Origin of the sequence: Brucella pecoris (genome assembly GCF_006376675.1) — a bacterium.
GTDB lineage: Bacteria > Pseudomonadota > Alphaproteobacteria > Rhizobiales > Rhizobiaceae > Brucella > Brucella pecoris.
The window spans coordinates 1-19,973 of the sequence record NZ_VEWK01000022.1 but is presented as its reverse complement, the minus strand read 5'-3'; the positions used below and the strand labels follow the sequence as shown (position 1 = coordinate 19,973).

The window sequence follows — 19,973 nt, the reverse complement described above, 5'->3', positions numbered from 1 at the left end:
TAAGCTTGGTTGTGGTCAGGTCGGACAAGTGTTGTGAGCACTTGTCCGACTGTCTTCGTATAATATGCATATTTGCGCATTTTATGCAAACGTCGATAGTGGAGCTCAATGAAGAATTTTCCCTCTCAGGTTCGGGCCGCTCGCGGTCTGCTTAATCTGACCCAGCAGGATCTTGCAGATATTTCAAAGGTCAGTTTGCGAACAATCGTCCAACTGGAGCGAGGAGACAAACAGATATCCCCTTCTGTGGCACAAGCATTAAAGCTATCTCTGGAGGCCGCAGGAGTAGAGTTCCTTTCCGAGAACAATGGCGGCGGCGTCGGGGTACGGTTCAAAAAATCGTGATACGGTGATGGCCGACACCGTTAATGTAACCCTACTACCACTCGTTTTGGGTGCGACTACCGACGCCAGACAATGCAGGCCATTTTGATCGTCGCATCATCAACCCATCGGCTTGCCACAAAGATCTGGACTGGCAGACCTGGCCGGAATTTTCGTTCAAGGCGCGCCGTTCAACATCGATGACTTGTAGTAGCTTTGTCGTCCAGCAGTATCCAGAGCAGCGTCTCTGCTAGGACAGAACGAGATGGACCGAAGACATCATACGAGTCTTCACCACGACTGCGATGACTTGTTTGCGTCCAGATGTTCCTGGGGGTGGGCTACTATCGGTCTAATCGGAGGCCCTTTGAACGACTGAGTTGCTGCTTCAGCGTATGGTCATGGACTAATTCGGCCGTGTGGGTGTAATCCACCATGCGAGCGACAGTCTTGATACGCTCGGCTTGGCTTGCCAGCTCCGGACGCGTGTCGAGCTCGGTGGCAAACTTGCGAGGATCGGAATGTCCGAATCGCTGCGTGAGCGCATCAGCGACCAGCCTGGCTTCATCCAGCGCCATCTGCCCCTCACGGGATGATCGCAGCTGATCGATAAGCTGGCCTCGCTTTTCCACTGGCGTCTTCGCGACCTCTGCCAGAATTTCGGCGCTTCGCTGCGTGAGGCCGGGAACTTCGACCACATCGCGCTTGTCGCGCTGCCATTGTTCGCTCTTACGCTCCTCATCAAGCCGTCGTTCCCAGGCTTCGGATACATAGCCTATATGGGCACTGACCGCCGTCGCGGTATGCCGAACTGCCTTGCGTTCCTTATTGTCTCCCAACATGCCCGACTTGCCGCGCAGCTCTCCGAAACGCTCCGGCTGCTCGGCCATCGCCTTCGCCATAATCGCGCCGTTGCCCTCTTTCTCGGTAATGGCCGCACGCAGGCGGGCAGCGACCTCGTCCGGATCACGAAACACTTCTCGTACCAGAGATTCCACTATATCGAACCTCTGATCAATAACGGCCATCGCCTTTTCGCGTGCGACCTCCTCAACACTGCGATCGTAATGTGTGATTGCCGCTACAAGAGGCTCGAGCCTCTCGGCTGGAATTTCGATCTCGCTCGTGACCCCGAACACTTCCGCAATCCCCCGACGCTCCGCAAAGTCCCGGACATAGTCGAGCGTCGTTTCCTTGGCGCCAGACCGCGACAGACGTTGTTCAAGTCGGTGATAGGCTAGCTCTCCGGCGTGCTGAACCCGCCATGCATTGCGATGTGTCTGCGTGCCGTCAGGAAGTACAACCGGCTGCGACCCCTCATGATGAAGCCCAATCATTGCCCCGATCACCGGTTCGGCCTCCTTCATGGCGCGCTCGAGGTCGACGCCCCATATCGTGTTACGCTCGCCGCTGGCATTTTCCAGCGTAACGAAATAGCTCTGGCGGTTCTCTACCTTATGCTCGAAGGGAGCCCCGCCATGTTCGACCAGTCGGCCTGTCGGCATTGGATCCCCTCCCCGACCGGTGAACTCATCCCGGGCGACGTAGAGCTGCACACTATCGCGATGCCGCGTCATGGCAACATAGGTCAGGTGCCGGTCCATCGTGTCGGACGCCAGCACATAGGCGCGATCAACAGTTGTCCCCTGGTTCTTGTGGATCGTCATTGCATAGCCATGATCAATAGCCTGGTAATCATGGACAGGCACATTGACCAGACGCGGTTCACTAGCTGCTTTTCCATCAAGCCGGACCTGAATGACATCCGGTTGCACGGTCTCCACCGTGCCGAGCATTCCGTTTCTGACGCCAAGATCGCGATTGTTTTCGAGGAATACGAGCCGGTCGTCCGCAGCAAAATCCCGTTTGCCGTCATTGGTCTGATAAGTAAACGCCTGATGCCGCTCTCGTTCCCGCACATCCCCCGACTCGCCAGTCGGCTCGACCTTGGCCAGCTCCCCGCGCTCCTGAAGCACGGAACGGATCGTTTCATTGATGGCACGAACATCGACGCGCCGATGCGCCATGACAATGCGCGTACGGTCCCGATGCTCTTCATGATCGGCAATATAATCGCGAACGATCTGAGCCCGTACCTGATCACGAGTCTCGTCAAAATATATGTCGCCATGATCGCGATACGCCGCCAGTCCTTCTGCTGTCCTGTGGGTCGCAAACAATACCGAAGCGTCCCGTTGCCAGCCTACGTTCTGGCGACGGATCTCGGATAGTTCCGCGTGCCCGATCTGCTCGGCAATCGCCCGGAACGGTGCCCCCGCTCCAATCGCTTGCAACTGCTCATGGTCGCCAACCAGCACGATCTTCGCGCCCCGCACTTCAGCTTCACCAATGAACGCCGCCAGCTGGCGACTGCCCACCATGCCCGCCTCATCGAGAACAAACACGTCACCACGGCCAAGTTGGTGTTTTTCGTTCTGCCAGCCAAGTGACCAGGATGCCAGGGTACGGCTCTGGATACCGGAACTTTCCTCCAGTCTCTCAGCAGCTTTACCGGAAAGCGCCGCACCATGCACCCGATAGCCCTGCGCCTCCCACGCCTCACGCGCCGCCGCCAGCATTGTAGACTTGCCCGCACCTGCAAACCCGATCACGGCGGATATACGCTTCGGCCCGGTAACATGCCCGATCGCTCTGCGCTGTTCATCTGAAAGTCCCGGCAAAACATTACCCGCAGCCGATACCCCGCCAGAACTTTTCCCGATCGCCTGATCCTGACGTTCAATTGCCCGAATAACATGCCGCCGATCAACGCGATGATCGCGCGCCGCAGCCAGCCGTTCAGCCGAATGCATCAAGCCATGTTCCAGATCGATCATTTCCCGCGTTGAATAGCGCGCCGGCGATACCTCCCGCGTTTCACTATCGACCCGCTCTCCCTGAAGCTCGACCAGAGCCGGTGAAGCCATGACCGACACAAACGCATTCTGGTAAGTCTGCGCGTCCTCGTTGATGTAGCGATGCAGCGTGCGCGCAATATCATGCCGGTCGAACACGCTCTTCTCATTCGTGATCAGCGAAAGCACCTGTTCCGGTTTTTCCCGGATCAGTTTGGCATTGCGCTGTGCCGCGTCGGAGTTCAGCCGCGCCCGATCCAGCGTCATACCCTGCCGATGCATGCTCGTGGCAGCAACCCCCATATGTTCGGTCGGAGTGATCTCAAGTCCGCGCTCGGCATGCGAGCGATGATCAATGCGAATATCATGCCCTTCGAGCGCCAGGCGCTCATTCACCATCCCCTCCCAGGATTGCCGGATATCAACAAGCTGCATTTGCGTGGACGGTAGCCCCTGCGGCAAAAGCTCTTTGTTCGCGCGCTCGATATAGGTCTTGGCTCCAAGCCCCTCCTGTCCGACCTGTCGCGTCGTCATCATCACATGGGCATGATGGTTACGAACGTCGCCATCCGGATGCGGCGCGTGGATCGCAAAATCCACCGCAGCGCCATAACGGTTGGCCAAGTCCTGAGCAAACTCCCGGATCAGATCCAGCCGCCCCTCGACAGACAATTCATGGGGCAGCGCAACAACAAACTCCCGCGCCACCCGCGCGTCGTTGCGCCTTTCGGCACGCTCGGCGGCATTCCACAAAACGGAACGATCCAGAGCCCATGCGGCATTCACGCCGTCCGGAAGAATGATTTCGCTATGCTCGACGCCGTTTCGCCTCTCGAAATCATGGGGCAGGCCATCGCGTTCATTGGTCAGTTTTTCGCCAGAACGATAAGCAATGGCCGCAACCGCACTGCGGCCGGAGCTTCGGGATACGACAGACATCTGGCAATAGAAGATCGCCAAGAACCATTGCTCCTCTCATCGAGAATCCTACGATAACGCAGCAAGGGTTGCGAAGCAACCCGTATATGCGCCCTTCATAACCAAAAAAAGATTACGATTTCGCTCGAACTTTTGATAATTGTAGTAATGGAGTGGTCTAGGTAACATCGACCGTGAAGGAATCTGACTGGAGGAGATCACGCATGGCCCGCAAATCAATCGAGCAGCGTCTGGCCGAACTGGACGCGCAACGATCGGCGCTGAAGGCCCGGCTCGACAAACAGGAGCGCACCAACGATACCCGCCGAAAAGTCCTGCTCGGCACGTTCGTCCTGCATCGTCTCGAAAATAGAAAGGACGAGTTTTCCCAAAACCTCGTTGACTGTTTGTGCAGCGAACTGCCCGGCTTCCTCAAACGCGACGGTGACAGGGAACTCTTTACCAATCTGCTGAGTGCGGATGGCAAGGGCACCGGTGACGGGCATTGAACGGCTCACTATCAAATTCATCGGCCAATTCCTGACCAACTGGAATAAGCTTGATGGAGTGAGAATACGCTGCGTGCTTCCGTGCATGGTCCAAATAGGGGCCTTTGCCGATCTGAGCGGCCCCATCCCATAAAAAGGCGGGTTGCGAATGTGCATTGCTCGCGCCTGTGTTCTGTTCGGATTGGTTTTGCTGCTGTGAAGCTCCTCCAATTCGCGCGCCATTTATTCTGAAGGAAACACAATGCGTCAGGCGACACTGGCATGGACCGCATTTCAAAACATGATGCGCACCGCCGCACGTGATCCGCTCTGGGCCTTAGTTGCGCTGATCTGCCTGCCCTTCCGTATCTGGAAACCGCTGCTCGGGCTGATCATCATTCTCATTGCGGTCACGTTCACCGTTGGCTTGGGCGGACGCTTCGCTCTTGGACAACTCGGCTTCGGGCCTGGTTCCATCCCCTATATCACGCTTGATCTCATCACCCTCCTGGTGCTGGCAGCCCTCGTCTTTCGCCTGATCACAAATCCCCTGATTGTACATTTCGGTGATATGGACGGCGAAACCCACGGCTCTGCCCGCTTCGCCACGCCCAGGGAAATATCTCCTCTCACCCGTAGCGAGAACGGTTTGCTGATCGGTCGGGATCCGAAGTCATCGAAGCTGATGCGCTATGAGGGTCCTGCCCATCTTATGACAATCGCACCGACCAGAACCGGCAAGGGTGTCGGAACCATCATTCCAAATCTGCTCACCACCAACCGATCCCTGATCTGCATCGACCCGAAAGGCGAGAATGCCAAAATCGCCGGTCGCGCCCGCCAACAATTCGGGCCGGTCCATGTTCTCGATCCCTTCGGCGCCACTGACGAACCATCGGCTGCTTTTAACCCGCTCGATAGGTTCGACCTGTCCGGTCTCGACTTCGCAGAAGACGCAAGCACCCTTGCCGACGCCATGGTGAATGATGAACCGGGCATGAGTGGCGAGGCACACTGGAACGAGGAAGCCAAAGCATTGATCGCAGGCCTCATCCTCAGGATCGTTGCCCACGAACCGAACAACCGGCGCAATCTCGGCACGCTACGCGAATATCTTACTCTGGCCCCTGAACAGTTCAATGCACTGCTCAAGCAAATGCAGGAAACCGATGAGGCTGCCGGCCTGATTGCCCGCGCCGCCAACCGGCATCTCGGCAAAGCTGACCGCGAGCGGCTGGCGTCCTCTCTTCAGCACAACGCCACACACATTTCCTCGACAGCCCACGTATGGTCTCTGTCCTTGGCCGATCCGATTTCCATTTTGCCGACCTTAAACATCGCAACACTTCAGTGTTCCTGATCCTGCCCCCAGACCGGCTCGCGACCTATTCACGCTGGATGCGCCTGCTCGTTGCGCAAAGCTTGACGGAGATGGCCCGCGGTCCCGAAAAGCCGCCAGCACCGGTTCTTTACCTGCTGGATGAGTTCGCAGCGCTAGGCCATCTTGCGCCTGTCGAACGCGCCATGGGCCTCATGGCCGGCTATGGCGTCCAGCTCTGGCCCATTCTGCAGGACATTCACCAGCTCCGCGCAATCTACCGGCAACGCGCCGGCACCTTCCTGTCAAATACCGGCGTCCTCCAGGTCTTCGGCGTCAACGATCACGACAGCGCTCGCCTTGTCTCCGACCTGCTCGGGCAGGAAACCGTCGTGTTCCAGACCATGAGCCGCGCCCTCGATTCCGACAAGTCCGGGATTACCTACACCGAACAACACACCGCCCGGCCACTGCTCACCCCCGATGAGGTCCGCAATCTGCCGCAAGACGTCCAGTTGCTCTTCCTCGCCGGACAACATCCGATCGTCGCCAATAAACTTTCATACTTTGCCGATCGCGAGTTCAAAGAATCCTTCGATACCGTATGATCTGGCGAAACCCGCAAGCCCTGGTATTGCCGTCGTACAGCTGGCGCTCGCCAGCTGTACGACAAAGCGAACCGTGTAAGCCCTGCCCCCGGCCATGGTCATTCTCCGAATCTATTGCTCGTGATGAATGCCGGTCTCGCTTCCTGCCCGATACGAAGCGCCGCAAAAATATTGTTTGGGGAACTGGACGTGCCCCTGAACCTCCCGCTCCCCGCCAAAGCCAGGCGCTGTCACATCTTCAGCCGTAACACAAGTCCGACAAATACGTCCGACGGGCCGTCCTTCCATCAGAGATGTCGGCCAAAAAGGCGGTCGGGGGGGCATAGCAAAAGACCTTCATATGTGGTAATCAATGGAGCTTAATCACATGAGCCGACTGACAATCGACATAACTGACCAGCAGCATCAGAGCCTGAAAGCGTTGGCTGCCTTGCAGGGCAAGACGATCAAGCAATACGCACTGGAACGCTTGTTTCCCGGCGCTGACAATACCGATCAGGCATGGCATGAACTGGCACCCCTGTTGCAAGCCCGGATCAACGAAGGACTTGCGGGCAAGGTATCCACCAAAGGCATCGGCGATATTCTCGATCAAGAGTTGACCGAGGGCCGCGCTTGACTGCTTACATCCTTACGGAAGAGGCAGATGCCGATTTACGTGAAATCATAAGGCACACGCGCGAGCAATGGGGCAATGACCAGCTACGCCGTTACATCGCCAAACTGGAACAGGGCATTGCCAAACTCGCCACCGGACAGGGTGCGTTCAAGGATTTGAGCGAGATGGCCTCAACAACAAACCCAGCTTCACTATTCTGTTTTCGACGATTCACCTTCCGCGCACGATGACGAAGCAGCTGACGCTCTTCCGTTTCACTCGGCGCCGCTTCCGATTGAGAGCCCTTGGTGCCAGGTGGTTCCGGTTCAAGTTGGATATCTGTAATTTTCACAAAACGGGAAATTTATACCACAAAGGTTAGTCACTCCAGAGACATGAGAGAGGAATCGCTGCCATTTTTTCACCGAATGGCAGGATTTTATCGCCATCGTAGAGAACATATCCTGATTTGAAGGCGGTTCCCACGGCTGCCGAGACTTTCCGCAGCCCTTTGAAATCTGCAGCTGTGACGGTAGCGGATGCCTTGACTTCAAGCCCTATCAAACTGCCAGTCTCATCTTCGAGAATGAGATCGACCTCATCCTGATCCTTATCTCGATAATGGTGAATGGCTGGCTGAACATCGCTCCAAGTGGCAAGTCTGAAAATTTCATTGGCAACGAAGGTCTCCAGCAGCGCTCCAAACAAGGCGCGATCTTTCGCAATGCGGTCGAAGTTTAGGCCCGTCAGTGCGGCCAGGAGCCCACTGTCGAGGATGAAGATTTTTGGTGTTTTTACCAGACGTTTGAGCGGATTGCGAAACCAAGGCTCGATCCGGCGAACCAGGAACAGATTTTCGAAGAGGCCGATATAACGACGGGCGGTCTTGTCATCGAGACCCACTTGGCCTGCGAGCTGCGCAAAATTTAACAACTGCCCTGAATGGTATGCGAGAGCTCGAAGAAGTTGAGGCATTTGATCTAACCGCTCGACATCAGCAATCTCGCGAACGTCACGCTCAACAATAGCGCGAATATACTCCCTTGCCCACATGGACCGCCGGCGAGAATCGGCACGGGCAATCATTTCTGGGTATCCGCCTGTGAGTACGCGATCGATCAGGTCTTTGCCAATGTTAGCGCTCTTGGGCACTTTGATCTCACCCGTAAATATCCTGTCGAGAAAATTGGTTTCAGCTCTATGTATCTCGGTTTGCCCGAGGGGCAACAGCGTGACAACCTCCATCCTTCCCGCAAGGCTGTCCGAGACCGTTGGAAGTGCCAGAATATTGGCCGACCCGGTAAGAAGAAATCGTCCCGGTCGCCGGTCATCATCAACCGCGCTTTTTATGGCGCGTAGCAGTTCGGGTGCCCGCTGCACTTCATCGAGGATGCCGGTATCGATCTGACGAATGAACCCAATCGGATCCGCTTTTGCTGACGCTAGTGTTGTGTCATCATCCAGAGTGAAATAAGGACGTTCGTTGCGGAACATAGATCTGACCAGAGTGGTCTTCCCGCATTGCCGCGGACCATTGACGAGCACGACCGGCGTATCCGTCATAGCTGTCGTCACGCGCGATATTGCACCGCGTGGATAGAGTTCGTCGTTCAAATCCCGTACGTTCATTCGTCAACTCTTAGCGTTTCGTCCGATTTGGAAGATACCGTCGTCTATTTCGGAATTCAAGGCCGTCTATCCCGGATCGAAAACACAGCCATGTCGGAAGTGTGTGGAATTGTATAGAAATAGAAACACTGAATGTGAAATGGATCGCCGATCGATCCTCCCGCCAATGCATACGCTCGGATGCTACCTGCACGAGCCCGGATCCAACACTTCAAATGCAACCATTGTTGAGCTGCATCATGAATTGACCCAGATTGCGTTTGACCGTTATCCGGCATGCCGAATTCAAACTCTTGACGGTGCACTGCATCAGTCGTGACGTGGTGTGATTAACGCCCTGAACATTAAAGATGGGGTGGTTGCCGCCTCCCCATCTTTAATGTTCAGGGCCATGTTCGAACTTCCCCGACATTCAAAGCGACACAGGCAGACAAATCATTCTTAACCAGAATATCGGCTGCATATGCCGACAATTCCTGTGCACAGAACATTGGAATTATGAGCGATCCCGTTAACAATCTGAACATCGACGGCGTGCCTCTCCTAACTTCGGTTACCCACCGCAGACCCAACAAATTTCTTTCACTGGCCGATTATAGTATTTTGAACGGTATCAACAGCCCAAGGCTGCTCGTGGCTACCACGGCGGGTGCCACAGGCTGCAGAAAATGTTGGTTTATTGCGATCATGCTGTCGACAGTTTCACACGCGGATAAGAATATGCGGTGTCAAACTCTGTTCACATTCTCTCAATAGGACAGCGGACCACCAGAGTGCGGGGGAATAGGAAAGCATGAACGGAAACTCGAAAATCGCCTCGAAGCCTGTAACCGCTACGGATAAGGATCTTCGCAGAGCGACGGCCATCACGAATTTGCTTGTGCAGCCGTTGGGCATTCTACCTGCTGCCGTTGGCGATCCCATTCGCCCGGTCGCAATCGGCTTTTTCCAGCAGGTTTCACCTTTCCTCAGTCTAGGCGTAAGTGTAACTGCACTTCGTCGCGCTATCGGCGCTTATGTTCACGCGAAGCGCTATTATCTGGCGTGTAGCCAGCCAGATGCGATGCGTCATGACATTGACGGCGGGCCCATTGAGCCAGTGTCAGATTCAGACAAGCTGAATGCTCAAAAGTGCCTGCAAATCTTCCGAGAGCAAAAGAGCCAAACGCCAACGCCTGCCATTGTCGCCGCCCCTGTTGCAGCTGCAGAAAACAAAAGAGATTTGATCCGAGCCTCCCTCCTCGGGAGATCGCGAAGCTGATTTTAATTCGCAGCGCTTGAAAGTCAGCTGAAGCCATCGAAAAGCGTCAGCCCTCTTCGAAAGACGGTCGCTCATGGCTATGTAGAGAGGGTGCATGCGTTTTCAGCCGCTACCGCGCAGTTAAATTTTGTAAGCACAGCTTTCAATCAGAGCCTTGTTTACATTTTTATGCGCAGTATTGACTTATGAACGACAACTACCCTCCGTCTATGATCGATTGGACTGGCCAATCATCTTCCAAACGCCGACAGCGCATTCGGCTACTGGTTGCCGTTGTTGTTATGTTGATAGCTTTTATCGGGGTCACGATGCTCGTGTACAGCCTCCCCGCATCAAACACATCAGCACGCGCCATTCTTTCGCACGACGAGTCGTCGAATGAAATTTTCGACTGATCCAAAAAGGCCACTTCGCTTAGCCTCCTGCTACAGGACACTGAATGACATGGTGCCCTGCCGATCAGTATCCTCGACATCCAAAGATAAGAGATCATGAGCATCGGAAGGTTTCAGTTCCACTTTCTGGGCATCCATCGCGGCAGTAATAGCCTGCTTATTCCCCCAGAGTTTTCCACGCTTGGTCGTATCCGGACTGTCCGAAGGCTCCGCAATACTAAATTCAATCTGACCAGCATCAACGCCGTCACAAATCAAACTGCCTGACCCGTTCAGGAATATAACACTCAAGTCTGCGCCTCCTCACAAGAACTCATACTGGTCATATGGCCAGCGGCTGCTTGGTTCAATGATCAATCGATGGGGTCGCCGCAATACGACGAGGTTGCGCGTCCCCTGCACATTCAATAGTCTCCATCGGCAAAGCAAAACTCGCTCCATTTAAGAGGATCCATATGGCAATGGGCACGGTAAAATTTTTCAATTCTGACAAAGGTTTCGGTTTCATCACGCCAGAAAGTGGTGGCAGTGATGTTTTTGTGCATGTCACCGGCTTAGCCCAAGCGGGCGGCTCGCTCGGAGAGGGCCAGAAAGTCACCTACGAAATCGGCCAGGATCGTAAGACCGGCAAAGCCAAGGCAGAAAACGTTCGACCGATCTGAATCGGCATCCCGCCGATTTTTCTCTAGGTCCATCGCTGCAATCTGACGGCGATGGTCTTCGTATCTCCCTTAATCAGCGGTATTCCACGCGCGCATTGCTGGGAACCGGACCCGAGACACCCATCTTCTTTGGTTGCCGTCGCCGATACCGGTTACCCCTATGAAAGGCCACTTACCTAACGGTTTCAACGTCGGAAAAGGGAAAACCAGTGCGATAAGCAAATCAAGGCCAGACCAGCCATAAGAATGACGCCGAGCGCGAAAAATCCGCTGAGAGTCCAAAATATGATGGGGTTATCGCTCATATAAACGTCCGGCCCTCGTCGATTGACGATCCTACCTTTTGTTTGACGCCAACGAGACCCTGTGCACCAGCCCAGACCAGCCAACAAAGCAATCCCACGACCAAGCTCGAGCCCAGAATTTGGCTTATTCGCGATAGTCGTTTCCAAGTCATGGCTGTGCCTTAAGAGCCGGGGTAAAAAAATGTCACATCAAGACGGAACACCCACTTGCCTTCATTCCCGAAAACAGGAGCTGACGGATTGAGAAGGTCCCTCCCCTCGCGTTCTGTGTCAGAGATCGTAGATATCCGCCAGGCGAATTGATGGCCGATAGTTTCTGCAGAATCCAGGCAATGGCCGTCGAAGCGGTTTCGGGACCCATGAAATGGATCGCTTCCTGATAGGCTGATTGACTGATGCCGAGAAAGCCCGAAACGATACGCGAGGCGTCGAGAAGCTCTCGCCATGTGCCAATTCCGTTCGCACCATACTCCCGAATATCTGGACAGGATCGAAGCACCAGGTCGAGTGAAATGGAAGGCGTTAACTCGCCAGAAGTTCCTTCTTCCGGCTTCACAGAAACTGGTGTTTCCGCAGAAGGTGCGTTCAAATCAATCTTTTTGCTATTTTGAGATTCAAAAAGGGATTCTGGCAGGGATTCATTATGCTGCCGCTCATATTGAGCGACGCTGCCGCTCATTTCCGGAACAATCTCTATTGTTTTCAAAGTGATAGCCAATTCACCACGAATGGCTTCAAAATTGGCCCTGATCGCGGACAGTTCATCGAGAGATGCACGACGAGGAATAGCATCGACAATGGCCCGGAAGCGAACGAACAATGCTTCGATACGTTCACCATGTTCACCTGCTTCTTCGGCCTTATCCGCAAAAGCCGACGCAATGTCTCTGCGCATGACGGATACTTCGTCGCGAAGACGCTTCAGTGCTTTCTGATCTGCGAGGATCTTATCCGCGATAGCAGCAATTTCAGACGCGCGCTCGAGCAAGGGTGCAAAGGAAAAGCCGAAAGCAAGCGCGACGCCGCCTTCCCTGTCCTTATGGGCGTAGCGCTTGCGGGTCGGGCTATCTTTGCGTGCAATGATCCCGGCTTCAATCAGGGACGCCAAATGTCGGCGCAGTGTGGACTCCGGCATGCCATGAGCGCGCAGCGAAAGCTGTCGATTGGATGGGAAAACGACAAGGCCGCTTTTCTCATCCAATTCATCATCTGGTAGAAATGACAGAAGCGAACTCAGCACAGCAAGGCAACGATCGTTCAGACCGAATTCTGCCTTAGCGACGCAAAGCTGTTTGTAGAGCGCCCATCTGTTTACGCCCCTCCCCAGCTTCGGCTGTTCCTGCCGGTCAGAATTTTGGACAAACATCTTTATTCGCCCACGAAACGCGGACGTGTCAGTCTTCAGAATTTGCATTCCCTCTCACCTTTCAAAAGGCAAAAGAAATCCGCTCACCAAAATGGCGCCAAGGACTCTTGACACTGATTCGAGGAAATGCGATTCTTGATCCTGCTACAAACCATGAAATCGGCTTCCACGACGGCGACGTTTTGGGGGCCTTTTTCTTTTTGTGGTCTCTCCTTATTGACCGTTGATCATATACGTTCCGTTGCCGTTTAAGTCTTGGAACGCTCGTCGAATTGTTTAATCAAGTCTGGCATACGGTTGGTTAGCCACTGAGCAAAATGACCTTCCTGTTTTGGAATCGTCATTATGACACCAGACGTGGTGGACCTAATCCGCCCAAAGAGCCGATTTCCCAGAGAAAACTCCCTCGTTTCTTCAGCTTCTGCTTCACTTGCCGAAACGTTTAGCGGTTTTGCCGCTGCGGAAACTAATGCAAAACGTGTCGCGCTATCCGAAGCGATAAAGTCATCGCTCTCAATCAACTCTCGAATGGTTTCGAGTTGGGTAGGCTCTTTGAGGTTTTCAGCGAGAGCAGTCCACTTAGGCCGTCCAACTGATTTAGCCCGACCTATGGCATATATTACATCTTCAGGAATAACAGAGCTGACCTTGAATAGATGCGAGATCGCAGACTCACTCAAACCCAGCACGGGACAGATAGCGCGATGCGAGAAGCCTACGTTTTTTAACTGTAAAGCCCACATTGCTTGTTCAATCCACGTGAGGCCCTCACGCACGCCATTTTCGAGCGATTGTTCCTCGATCAACTGTCGATCAGTGAGCTCTCGAATGAAAGCTTTGATCTTTAATGGCTCATTCTGATCGGTTTCCCCCATAAGTGACTTGATTGCGGCCAGTCTCCGATATCCATAAGCCAGTTGATAATGGCCGGGCTTGGACGGATGCGGTCGTACTAATACCGGTATCTTTTGCCCTTCTGCTGCGATTGAAGCTTTTAGTAACTCCAGTTCGCTATCGGCTTCAGCATCGTTTTCAAACCGATCTTTGAACGGGGAACGCTCGATCTTGCTGGGATCAAGTGTAACAATGCTATCTTCCGTAAGATGCGTGAGGGCTCGACCGACGTTGGAGATGACAGGAGAAGAGTGGCGCCTTGCAATTGGATTTTGTTCAGCGGCGTCAGGAGTGCCCACAAATTCGGTTCTGCTGTCAGCATCGGCCATTCGTTTCAGGATGCTTTTCTTCATTTGGATCGCTCCCATACCTTCTGGATCAGAGCAAGGATTTCAAAGTTAACCCGATCTGCGCTTTCAATCGCTCTTTTTAACGCTTCACGGCCTACCTCTCCCGGCTCCAACTCGTAGAGTGTTTTCTTGGCAACTGCGGCCCCTGCTATCGCAGTTGATTCCAGTGCCTCAGCAACTAAAACATCATCACCAAAAAGGCGGCGCATGACACCGGACATATATTTTTGGGGCCCGTCATTTGGATTTACGCGAGTGAGTAAAAACTTAAAGTGATCGTGGTCGAATCGAGCGCCAAATTGGGCCAAAACATCGGCCAAATCAGATATCATAATGAGAAATTGATTGCAGGACGCGACATCAAGCATCGCAGGATGCACTGTCACGATCAATGAAGTCGCGGCGTAGAGGGCGGCCAGGGTGGTATAGCCAAGAGAAGGTGGAGTATCTAGGATTACCAGATCGTATTGGTTCTCCACCGAAGCGATCGCTTTTCCAAGTCTCTCGAAAAACAGTCCGAGTTCATCTCTGTTTCGCGATGTCAGGTAGGAAGGAGTATCAAACTCGAAGTCCATCAATTCGAGATTGCCAGGGACTAGGTCGACGCCGGGAAAATATGTTGCACGAATAACCTCAGCAAGAGGGCGTCGCTCATCATCATAGCGCAGCGCTGCATAAGCAGTCTCATTCTCTTCAAGATCGAACTCAGGCTGAATGCCGAACATCGAAGTCATCGATGCTTGAGGGTCGAGATCTATGCAAAGAACTCGATAACCTTGCAGGCCAAGGAAATGCGCTAAATGGACCGAAGTCGTTGTTTTAGAACTACCGCCTTTGAAGTTGGAGGTTGCTAAAACTTGTAGTCGTTCCCCAGGCCGACGGTAAGGAAGCAGATCCTGAGCTTCTTCTGGACGTAAGTCGGCGAGAAACGATCTCAGATCTTTGACTTGCTCGATTGTGTAGGTGCGGCGATTGTTCTCCGCCCGCTCGGGCTGCGGCCCCTTCCCTTCTATGGTAAGCTGTCGCAATGTGCTTTCAGGGACGTTCAATAAACGTACTAGGTCAAGCGTGGAAAAGGTGCGAGTAAACGACTTACGCGCTTGTGGTGGGTAAAAGGCCTCCCGCATATCCCGCAGCTCCACAGAAAGCTTCGAAGTGTAACCTTCGATCTTTGATGCGGTGTCGCTGACGGTGACATTGGTTGGCTGAAGCATTATTTCCTCATGACGGTTATGAACGCGAAAAGTGTTCATTACCGTCAAAGATACCGATATCTGACGATTCGACAATGTTTTTTTAGTTAATGAGAGGTTAACGCCGAAACAGGCGATCTTTACAGTTGTAAAGATCATTGCGGGCCGGATGTGATACCAGGAACTTTACAGTTGTAAAGAGACGTTGGCTTGGTTGGGAGTCGCTATCAATGTGGACCGGCTCTGCCGCTCGTGACGGCCCTCCCCTGCGGCTGTGCTTTGCCAGATCGAGGCTGAGAATTCGGCGGCTGACTTTGGGGGGGCTTAAAATTGACGAATAGTCAAGAATGTAGGCTTGTCAAAATGCTTCTCTTTGTGAACGACCGCTGACTGTCACTTGCTCCCGGCAGGCGCGAGAGGTAACTCTGTTGCGTTATCATTTAGCGGGGGCGGAAAATGAGCTTAAGGAAATTTGTCCAAGTCTGGTGGCGTAAACTCGCCGTCACGACGCAGCCGGCGTCTACATCGCGATTTGTTGATCTTGCGCCTACTGCAGAGGCCGACAATGCCAATATTTATTTTGAGGCGTTGGAGTACGCTATCAACAGACATGATGTGCTCAATATAGCTTTGACCGGTCCTTATGGCTCAGGAAAAAGCAGCGTCATAAAGTCGTTTCTGATTAAACATCCAAGTCTGCGAGCGTTGCAGCTCTCTTTGGCTTCATTTTCAGCTGAACTTGAATCGCCAGCTAAAACCCTAAATAAGAAGGAAATTGCCGAAAACAAACAAGAGATCGAGCGCAGTATACTTCAGCAGATCCTTTATGTTTTGGAGACAGATAAGCTACCGTTCTCCCGTTTCAAACGTATACAGGTTCCCAAGTGGGTTGCCGTCGCTAATTCGCTGTTCATTACAGTTGGCCTAGCGTGTGTCTGGTATCTGTTTAGCAAGCAAGCGGACATTTTGTCCGGGTCCTTTTTCAAACCTTTGGATTTCTCCAGCTGGCTCAATTACCTCTCAATTTTTCTAGCCGCGGTATTCGCGTGGAGGTTCATCCATGCAGTCTATACAACCAGTTTTGGTCTCTCACTAAAAAGCCTCTCGTTGAAAGATGTCCAGATCGCTCCCACCGCAGCTAGCGAGGAGTCGATACTCAATAGGCATCTAGATGAGATTTTGTATTTCTTCCAATCCACGGACTATGACATTGTCATAATTGAAGATCTCGATCGCTTCGAGAATCCGGACATATTTGTCACTCTTCGGGAGATAAACGGGCTAATCAATGCCAACGAAGCGATCAAACGCCGCGTGAGGTTTCTCTATGCCCTAAGAGACGACATTTTTGCCAATACCGATCGAACCAAGTTCTTCGAATTCATTGTACCAGTCGTACCGATCATCAACCATTCAAACTCCGTCGACAAAGTTCTTGAGCAAGGGCAGCGCGTTGACCTCCATACGAGGCTGAACAAGCAATTTATACGAGAAGTCTCAAGATATCTGAGCGATCTGCGGCTCATCCGAAATATATTCAATGAGTATGTGGTATACTCGGTCAATCTAAAAGCGGACGGCGAGGGACTGCTTAATCCGAACAAGCTGCTTGCCGTCTTGATCTACAAAAATGTGATCCCAAAAGATTTTGCCGCTCTTCACCGACAGGAAGGAGTGCTATCGCGGGTTTTGGCTCGTTATGAGGAATACGTTTCGAAGATTGAGGGCGAAATCCGCTCTGAGATTTCCAGTATCGAGACTGATCTTAAGATTGGAGAGGCCCAGGTACTAAGGGACCAATCCGAACTACGCAAAGTTTACGCTATGGAGATTATTCGGCGTATACCACAAGGTCAGCATAATCTTCATACTGCAAGTGGCAGCATTAAGTTGAGCGATCTTCCTGATAGCGATGCACTTGAGACAATCATCACCCAAAAATTCGCGGTAACAGGATCTCGGAACCAGATAAACTTTCCTGATTTGGAAGAGTCGTTAGATCCCGTCAGGTCCTTCGCTCAGCGCAAAACAGATATCGATCGTAAATCTTCGACGTTTAAGCAAAGTTCGGAGAAGCGTTTGCGAGAGCTAAAAGCACAACTCGCGTCGCTGCGCACTCGTAGGTTCAATGAGGTCGTCCGTGAGAGTGCGGAACTAATAGATAAGGTTTTCGCTGAGGTAGGTGAAAACCGCGATCTCCTTAAATATTTGATTCTCGAAGGGTATCTCGACGACACATACTACCAATACATTTCGCTTTTTCATGCAGGGCGGCTATCTCCAAACGACAACAATTTCCTTGTTCAAATTCGTGGCTACACCAATCCTCAACCTGACTACCAGATCGACAATACGTCTGAGGTGATCGCCTCGATGAGGGACCAGGATTTCGGTCATCATTTCGTACTCAATCGACACATCTTCGATCACCTGCTGATGGACGCTGCAGGGAACTCGAAGCGCCTTTCCGATGCCATTAGTTTTATCGCTACTCACTTTCGTGAGTGTCGGGAATTCTTCCGGAGCTACTACGCAAAAGGCACACAGGTCGAGTGCCTTATACGGACGTTGATGTCAAATTGGCCAAGCTTTACGGCCGTAGCATTGAGCGAGACGGACGGCGCATCACATGCAGCTCGAATACTCGCTTATGCGCCTGACCAAATGTTGAAGAATTCGTCCGTCACCGGGGCGCTAAGGACGTTCCTGGCCGACAACATACGCCAGGTTTTGGTTGAGGAAGTTCGTTTCGATATTGACCACTTGCGCACCTTGGCAATGGAGATTGGTGACGTTGGCAGTCTTAAGGATTTTCCAGGAGTGCTATCCTTTATCGCACAGGACGGCCTCTATAGCATTTCTAAAGAAAACATCAGAAACATCGTTGGACTGGTCATCGGTTGGCACGATCTCGAGAATCTCGAAAAGCGAAATTTTTCGACTCTGAAGGAAATAAATGATCAGTCGTTGCTCAAGCGCATCAAAGCAGATTTTCGAGTTTATGTGAGTGATGTGCTCCTCACACTCAAGGAGAATACAGAAGAGGAATTGACGGCTATAGTAGAAGTATTAAATCGTGACGATGTTGAGTTTGAACTGCGTGCTGAATTTTTGAAGAAGCAGTCTGTAACTTTTTCAAGCTTCGACGAACTTCCATCGGTTTTCCACAAAATCGTGTTGGAGGGAAAGCAGATTGCGTCCTCCTGGGACAATTGCGTTGGATTCATGAACAGTGAGGCGTACGATCCAGATCTTCTTACTAACTATCTTCAGGATCACGAAGTTGCCTTGGCTCTCTCAGAGCAGCCAATCCCTGGCGACGAAGCATCGAGCGGTCTAAGAAAGTTTATTGGTGGTAATGGTGCTCTAAATCCGCAAATTTACCATTCCTATGTTCGACTACTCCCTAAGCGCTTTAATTACATCCCTGAAGTCGATGCCGATAAGATCGTGATACTAATTCAGGAGCACAAAATCAGCGTCACACCTGAAATATTTAGCAACATGCCTAGCTTTGAACTTAAGCTCCTGTTGGTCGCAGCCAATTTCACAGCCTTTGAAGCTAAAAAGAATGAATATCCAGTTGACGATGAATTCCGTGCCAAGTTGTTGCGGAGTGGCATTACCGATGTCCAGAAATTGAAACTGATCGAAGACATAGATCAGACTTACATCGTAGGTAACGCTTCCGTGGCGGCCGAAGTCGGTGCCATCCTCAACAAGTATCCAATTGATAGCCGTAGGTATAGCGCTGATTTCATCAAAGCGGTGACCCTGAACGCTAACGCTGTTAAAATTCAGATATCGCTTCTCAATAAGCTGCACCGTGCGTTAACGGTTTCAGAAGTCCGCGATGTGCTTCGGAGATTGCCGGCACCGTTCCAAGATATCGCCACCTTCGGGAGATCGCCGAAAATCGGCAACAACGATGTAAACCGACAACTGGTGACCTGGCTTAAGGATCGTCAAATCATTTCCTCGTTTGGCGAGAATATCCTTGGTGGGGAAATCAGGATCCACACTTTCAAAAAAGAGCCATAACCTCAGTTTAGCTCGCTTCAAAGACAGCAGTACGTGGATTCAAAGTAACCGCGACGCCCGGCCGCTGCGCCGCTTGGCATTGTTGTAGTAGTCGGACGCCTGCTGCACGGAGCGATGACGCGATTGTTCCATGGCTTCAGGCAGCGGAATGCCACGATTGGCGGCTTCGGTGAGATAGCCGGAGCGCAGGCCGTGCGCTGAAAACTCCCTCGGTTCAAGCCCTGCCATTTGCGCGCGCTGTTTGACGATCCGGTTGACGGCGCTTGGTTCGAGCGCACGTGCCGCAACATTGCCCCAGCGATCGACTTTCCGAAACACGCTGCCCTTGTCGATCCTGGCCGCATCGAGCCAGCGGGTAAGGGCTTCGACGGGACGGCCGGTCAGATAGACGGTTTCATCGTGATCGGCACCACTGGTTTTGGTGCGCCCGAGATGAATGCCGAGTGAGGGGAAGGGGGAGCCGTCCTCATCGGTCACTGGGGCCTGTTTGACAAGCTGTTCTACGCGCAAGCCGGCTATTTCGCTCCGCCGACGCCCGCCAGAGGCAAAGGCCACCATCAGGATGGCCCGGTCGCGCAAAGCGGTGAGATCCTCGCCGGAACAGGTTGCCAGCAGCTTGCCCAGAATATCGCCCGTAATGGCACTGGCACTCTTGCGGTTGCGCGGCTGGTTCAGGGCGCGCACCGCAAGCCGGATGGCCGATTTGACGGACGGCGATGAAAACGATCCTTCCAGACCGCGCCAGCGGGTCAGCGTCGACCAGTTGGC

General features: G+C 52.8%; 14 protein-coding genes and 1 pseudogene. 8 read left to right on the top strand and 7 right to left on the bottom strand.

The window, feature by feature from the left end; genetic code table 11:
• Positions 1-108 precede the first annotated feature (108 nt).
• Positions 109-345 (top strand): helix-turn-helix domain-containing protein, encoded by a 237-nt coding sequence (locus tag FIB18_RS23180; RefSeq protein WP_140023172.1) that lies wholly within the window; start codon positions 109-111, stop codon positions 343-345.
• A 323-nt stretch (positions 346-668) separates the two neighbouring features.
• Here FIB18_RS23180 and traA read toward each other — a convergent pair whose 3' ends face one another.
• Positions 669-4,139 carry a Ti-type conjugative transfer relaxase TraA gene (gene traA / locus FIB18_RS23175; protein ID WP_140023170.1) on the bottom strand — a complete coding sequence of 1,157 codons (3,471 nt, stop codon included), beginning with the start codon at positions 4,137-4,139 and terminating at the stop codon, positions 669-671.
• A 182-nt stretch (positions 4,140-4,321) separates the two neighbouring features.
• Here traA and FIB18_RS23170 point away from each other — a divergent pair, with 182 nt between their 5' ends.
• The 4 genes and pseudogenes from FIB18_RS23170 to FIB18_RS23155 all read left to right on the top strand — a co-directional run bounded on the left by FIB18_RS23170 (position 4,322) and on the right by FIB18_RS23155 (position 7,360).
• The gene (locus FIB18_RS23170) at positions 4,322-4,606 is read left to right on the top strand and encodes a mobilization protein (protein WP_140023168.1); all 285 of its coding nucleotides are present in this window, start codon (positions 4,322-4,324) and stop codon (positions 4,604-4,606) included.
• A 241-nt stretch (positions 4,607-4,847) separates the two neighbouring features.
• A pseudogene (locus FIB18_RS23165) lies at positions 4,848-6,511 on the top strand (type IV secretory system conjugative DNA transfer family protein).
• Positions 6,512-6,878: 367 nt separating this feature from the next.
• The gene (locus FIB18_RS23160; RefSeq protein WP_140023166.1) at positions 6,879-7,130 is read left to right on the top strand and encodes an antitoxin; all 252 of its coding nucleotides are present in this window, start codon (positions 6,879-6,881) and stop codon (positions 7,128-7,130) included.
• Positions 7,127-7,360 (top strand): type II toxin-antitoxin system RelE/ParE family toxin, encoded by a 234-nt coding sequence (locus FIB18_RS23155; RefSeq protein WP_140023164.1) that lies wholly within the window; start codon positions 7,127-7,129, stop codon positions 7,358-7,360. Before FIB18_RS23160 ends, FIB18_RS23155 begins: the two co-directional genes overlap by 4 nt.
• 127 nt (positions 7,361-7,487) lie before the next feature.
• Here FIB18_RS23155 and FIB18_RS23150 read toward each other — a convergent pair whose 3' ends face one another.
• Complete coding sequence (locus FIB18_RS23150) at positions 7,488-8,738, bottom strand: ATP-binding protein (protein WP_140023161.1); 1,251 nt, start codon at positions 8,736-8,738, stop codon at positions 7,488-7,490.
• 793 nt (positions 8,739-9,531) lie between these two features.
• Between FIB18_RS23150 and FIB18_RS23145 the strand changes: the two genes are divergently transcribed.
• The gene (locus FIB18_RS23145; protein ID WP_140023159.1) at positions 9,532-9,999 is read left to right on the top strand and encodes a ProQ/FINO family protein; all 468 of its coding nucleotides are present in this window, start codon (positions 9,532-9,534) and stop codon (positions 9,997-9,999) included.
• 425 nt (positions 10,000-10,424) lie between these two features.
• On the opposite strand, the gene FIB18_RS23140 is transcribed toward FIB18_RS23145, so the two are convergent.
• On the bottom strand, positions 10,425-10,685 hold the full coding sequence (locus tag FIB18_RS23140; RefSeq protein ID WP_140023157.1) for a hypothetical protein: 261 nt from the start codon (positions 10,683-10,685) through the stop codon (positions 10,425-10,427).
• Between the two features lie 164 nt (positions 10,686-10,849).
• On the opposite strand from FIB18_RS23140, the gene FIB18_RS23135 reads away from it, so the two are divergent.
• Entirely contained in the window at positions 10,850-11,056 is a 207-nt protein-coding gene (locus tag FIB18_RS23135; protein WP_140023155.1) for a cold-shock protein, read from the top strand.
• 489 nt (positions 11,057-11,545) lie between these two features.
• Here FIB18_RS23135 and repC read toward each other — a convergent pair whose 3' ends face one another.
• The 3 genes from repC to repA form a co-directional block, all read right to left on the bottom strand.
• Positions 11,546-12,775, bottom strand: coding sequence for a plasmid replication protein RepC (gene repC, locus FIB18_RS23130; protein WP_140023153.1), 1,230 nt, complete (start codon positions 12,773-12,775; stop codon positions 11,546-11,548).
• A 200-nt stretch (positions 12,776-12,975) separates the two neighbouring features.
• Positions 12,976-13,974, bottom strand: a complete 999-nt coding sequence (repB, locus tag FIB18_RS23125; RefSeq protein ID WP_140023151.1) for a plasmid partitioning protein RepB — start codon at positions 13,972-13,974, stop codon at positions 12,976-12,978.
• Positions 13,971-15,185: a plasmid partitioning protein RepA gene (gene repA / locus FIB18_RS23120; protein WP_140023149.1), complete on the bottom strand. Its 1,215-nt coding sequence runs from the start codon at positions 15,183-15,185 to the stop codon at positions 13,971-13,973. Before repA ends, repB begins: the two co-directional genes overlap by 4 nt.
• A gap of 435 nt (positions 15,186-15,620) precedes the next feature.
• On the opposite strand from repA, the gene FIB18_RS23115 reads away from it, so the two are divergent.
• Entirely contained in the window at positions 15,621-19,205 is a 3,585-nt protein-coding gene (locus tag FIB18_RS23115) for a YobI family P-loop NTPase (protein ID WP_140023147.1), read from the top strand.
• A gap of 39 nt (positions 19,206-19,244) precedes the next feature.
• Here the strand turns inward: FIB18_RS23115 and FIB18_RS23110 are convergent.
• The coding region (locus FIB18_RS23110; RefSeq protein WP_140023145.1) for a site-specific integrase at positions 19,245-19,973 on the bottom strand (729 nt) is incomplete at its 5' end.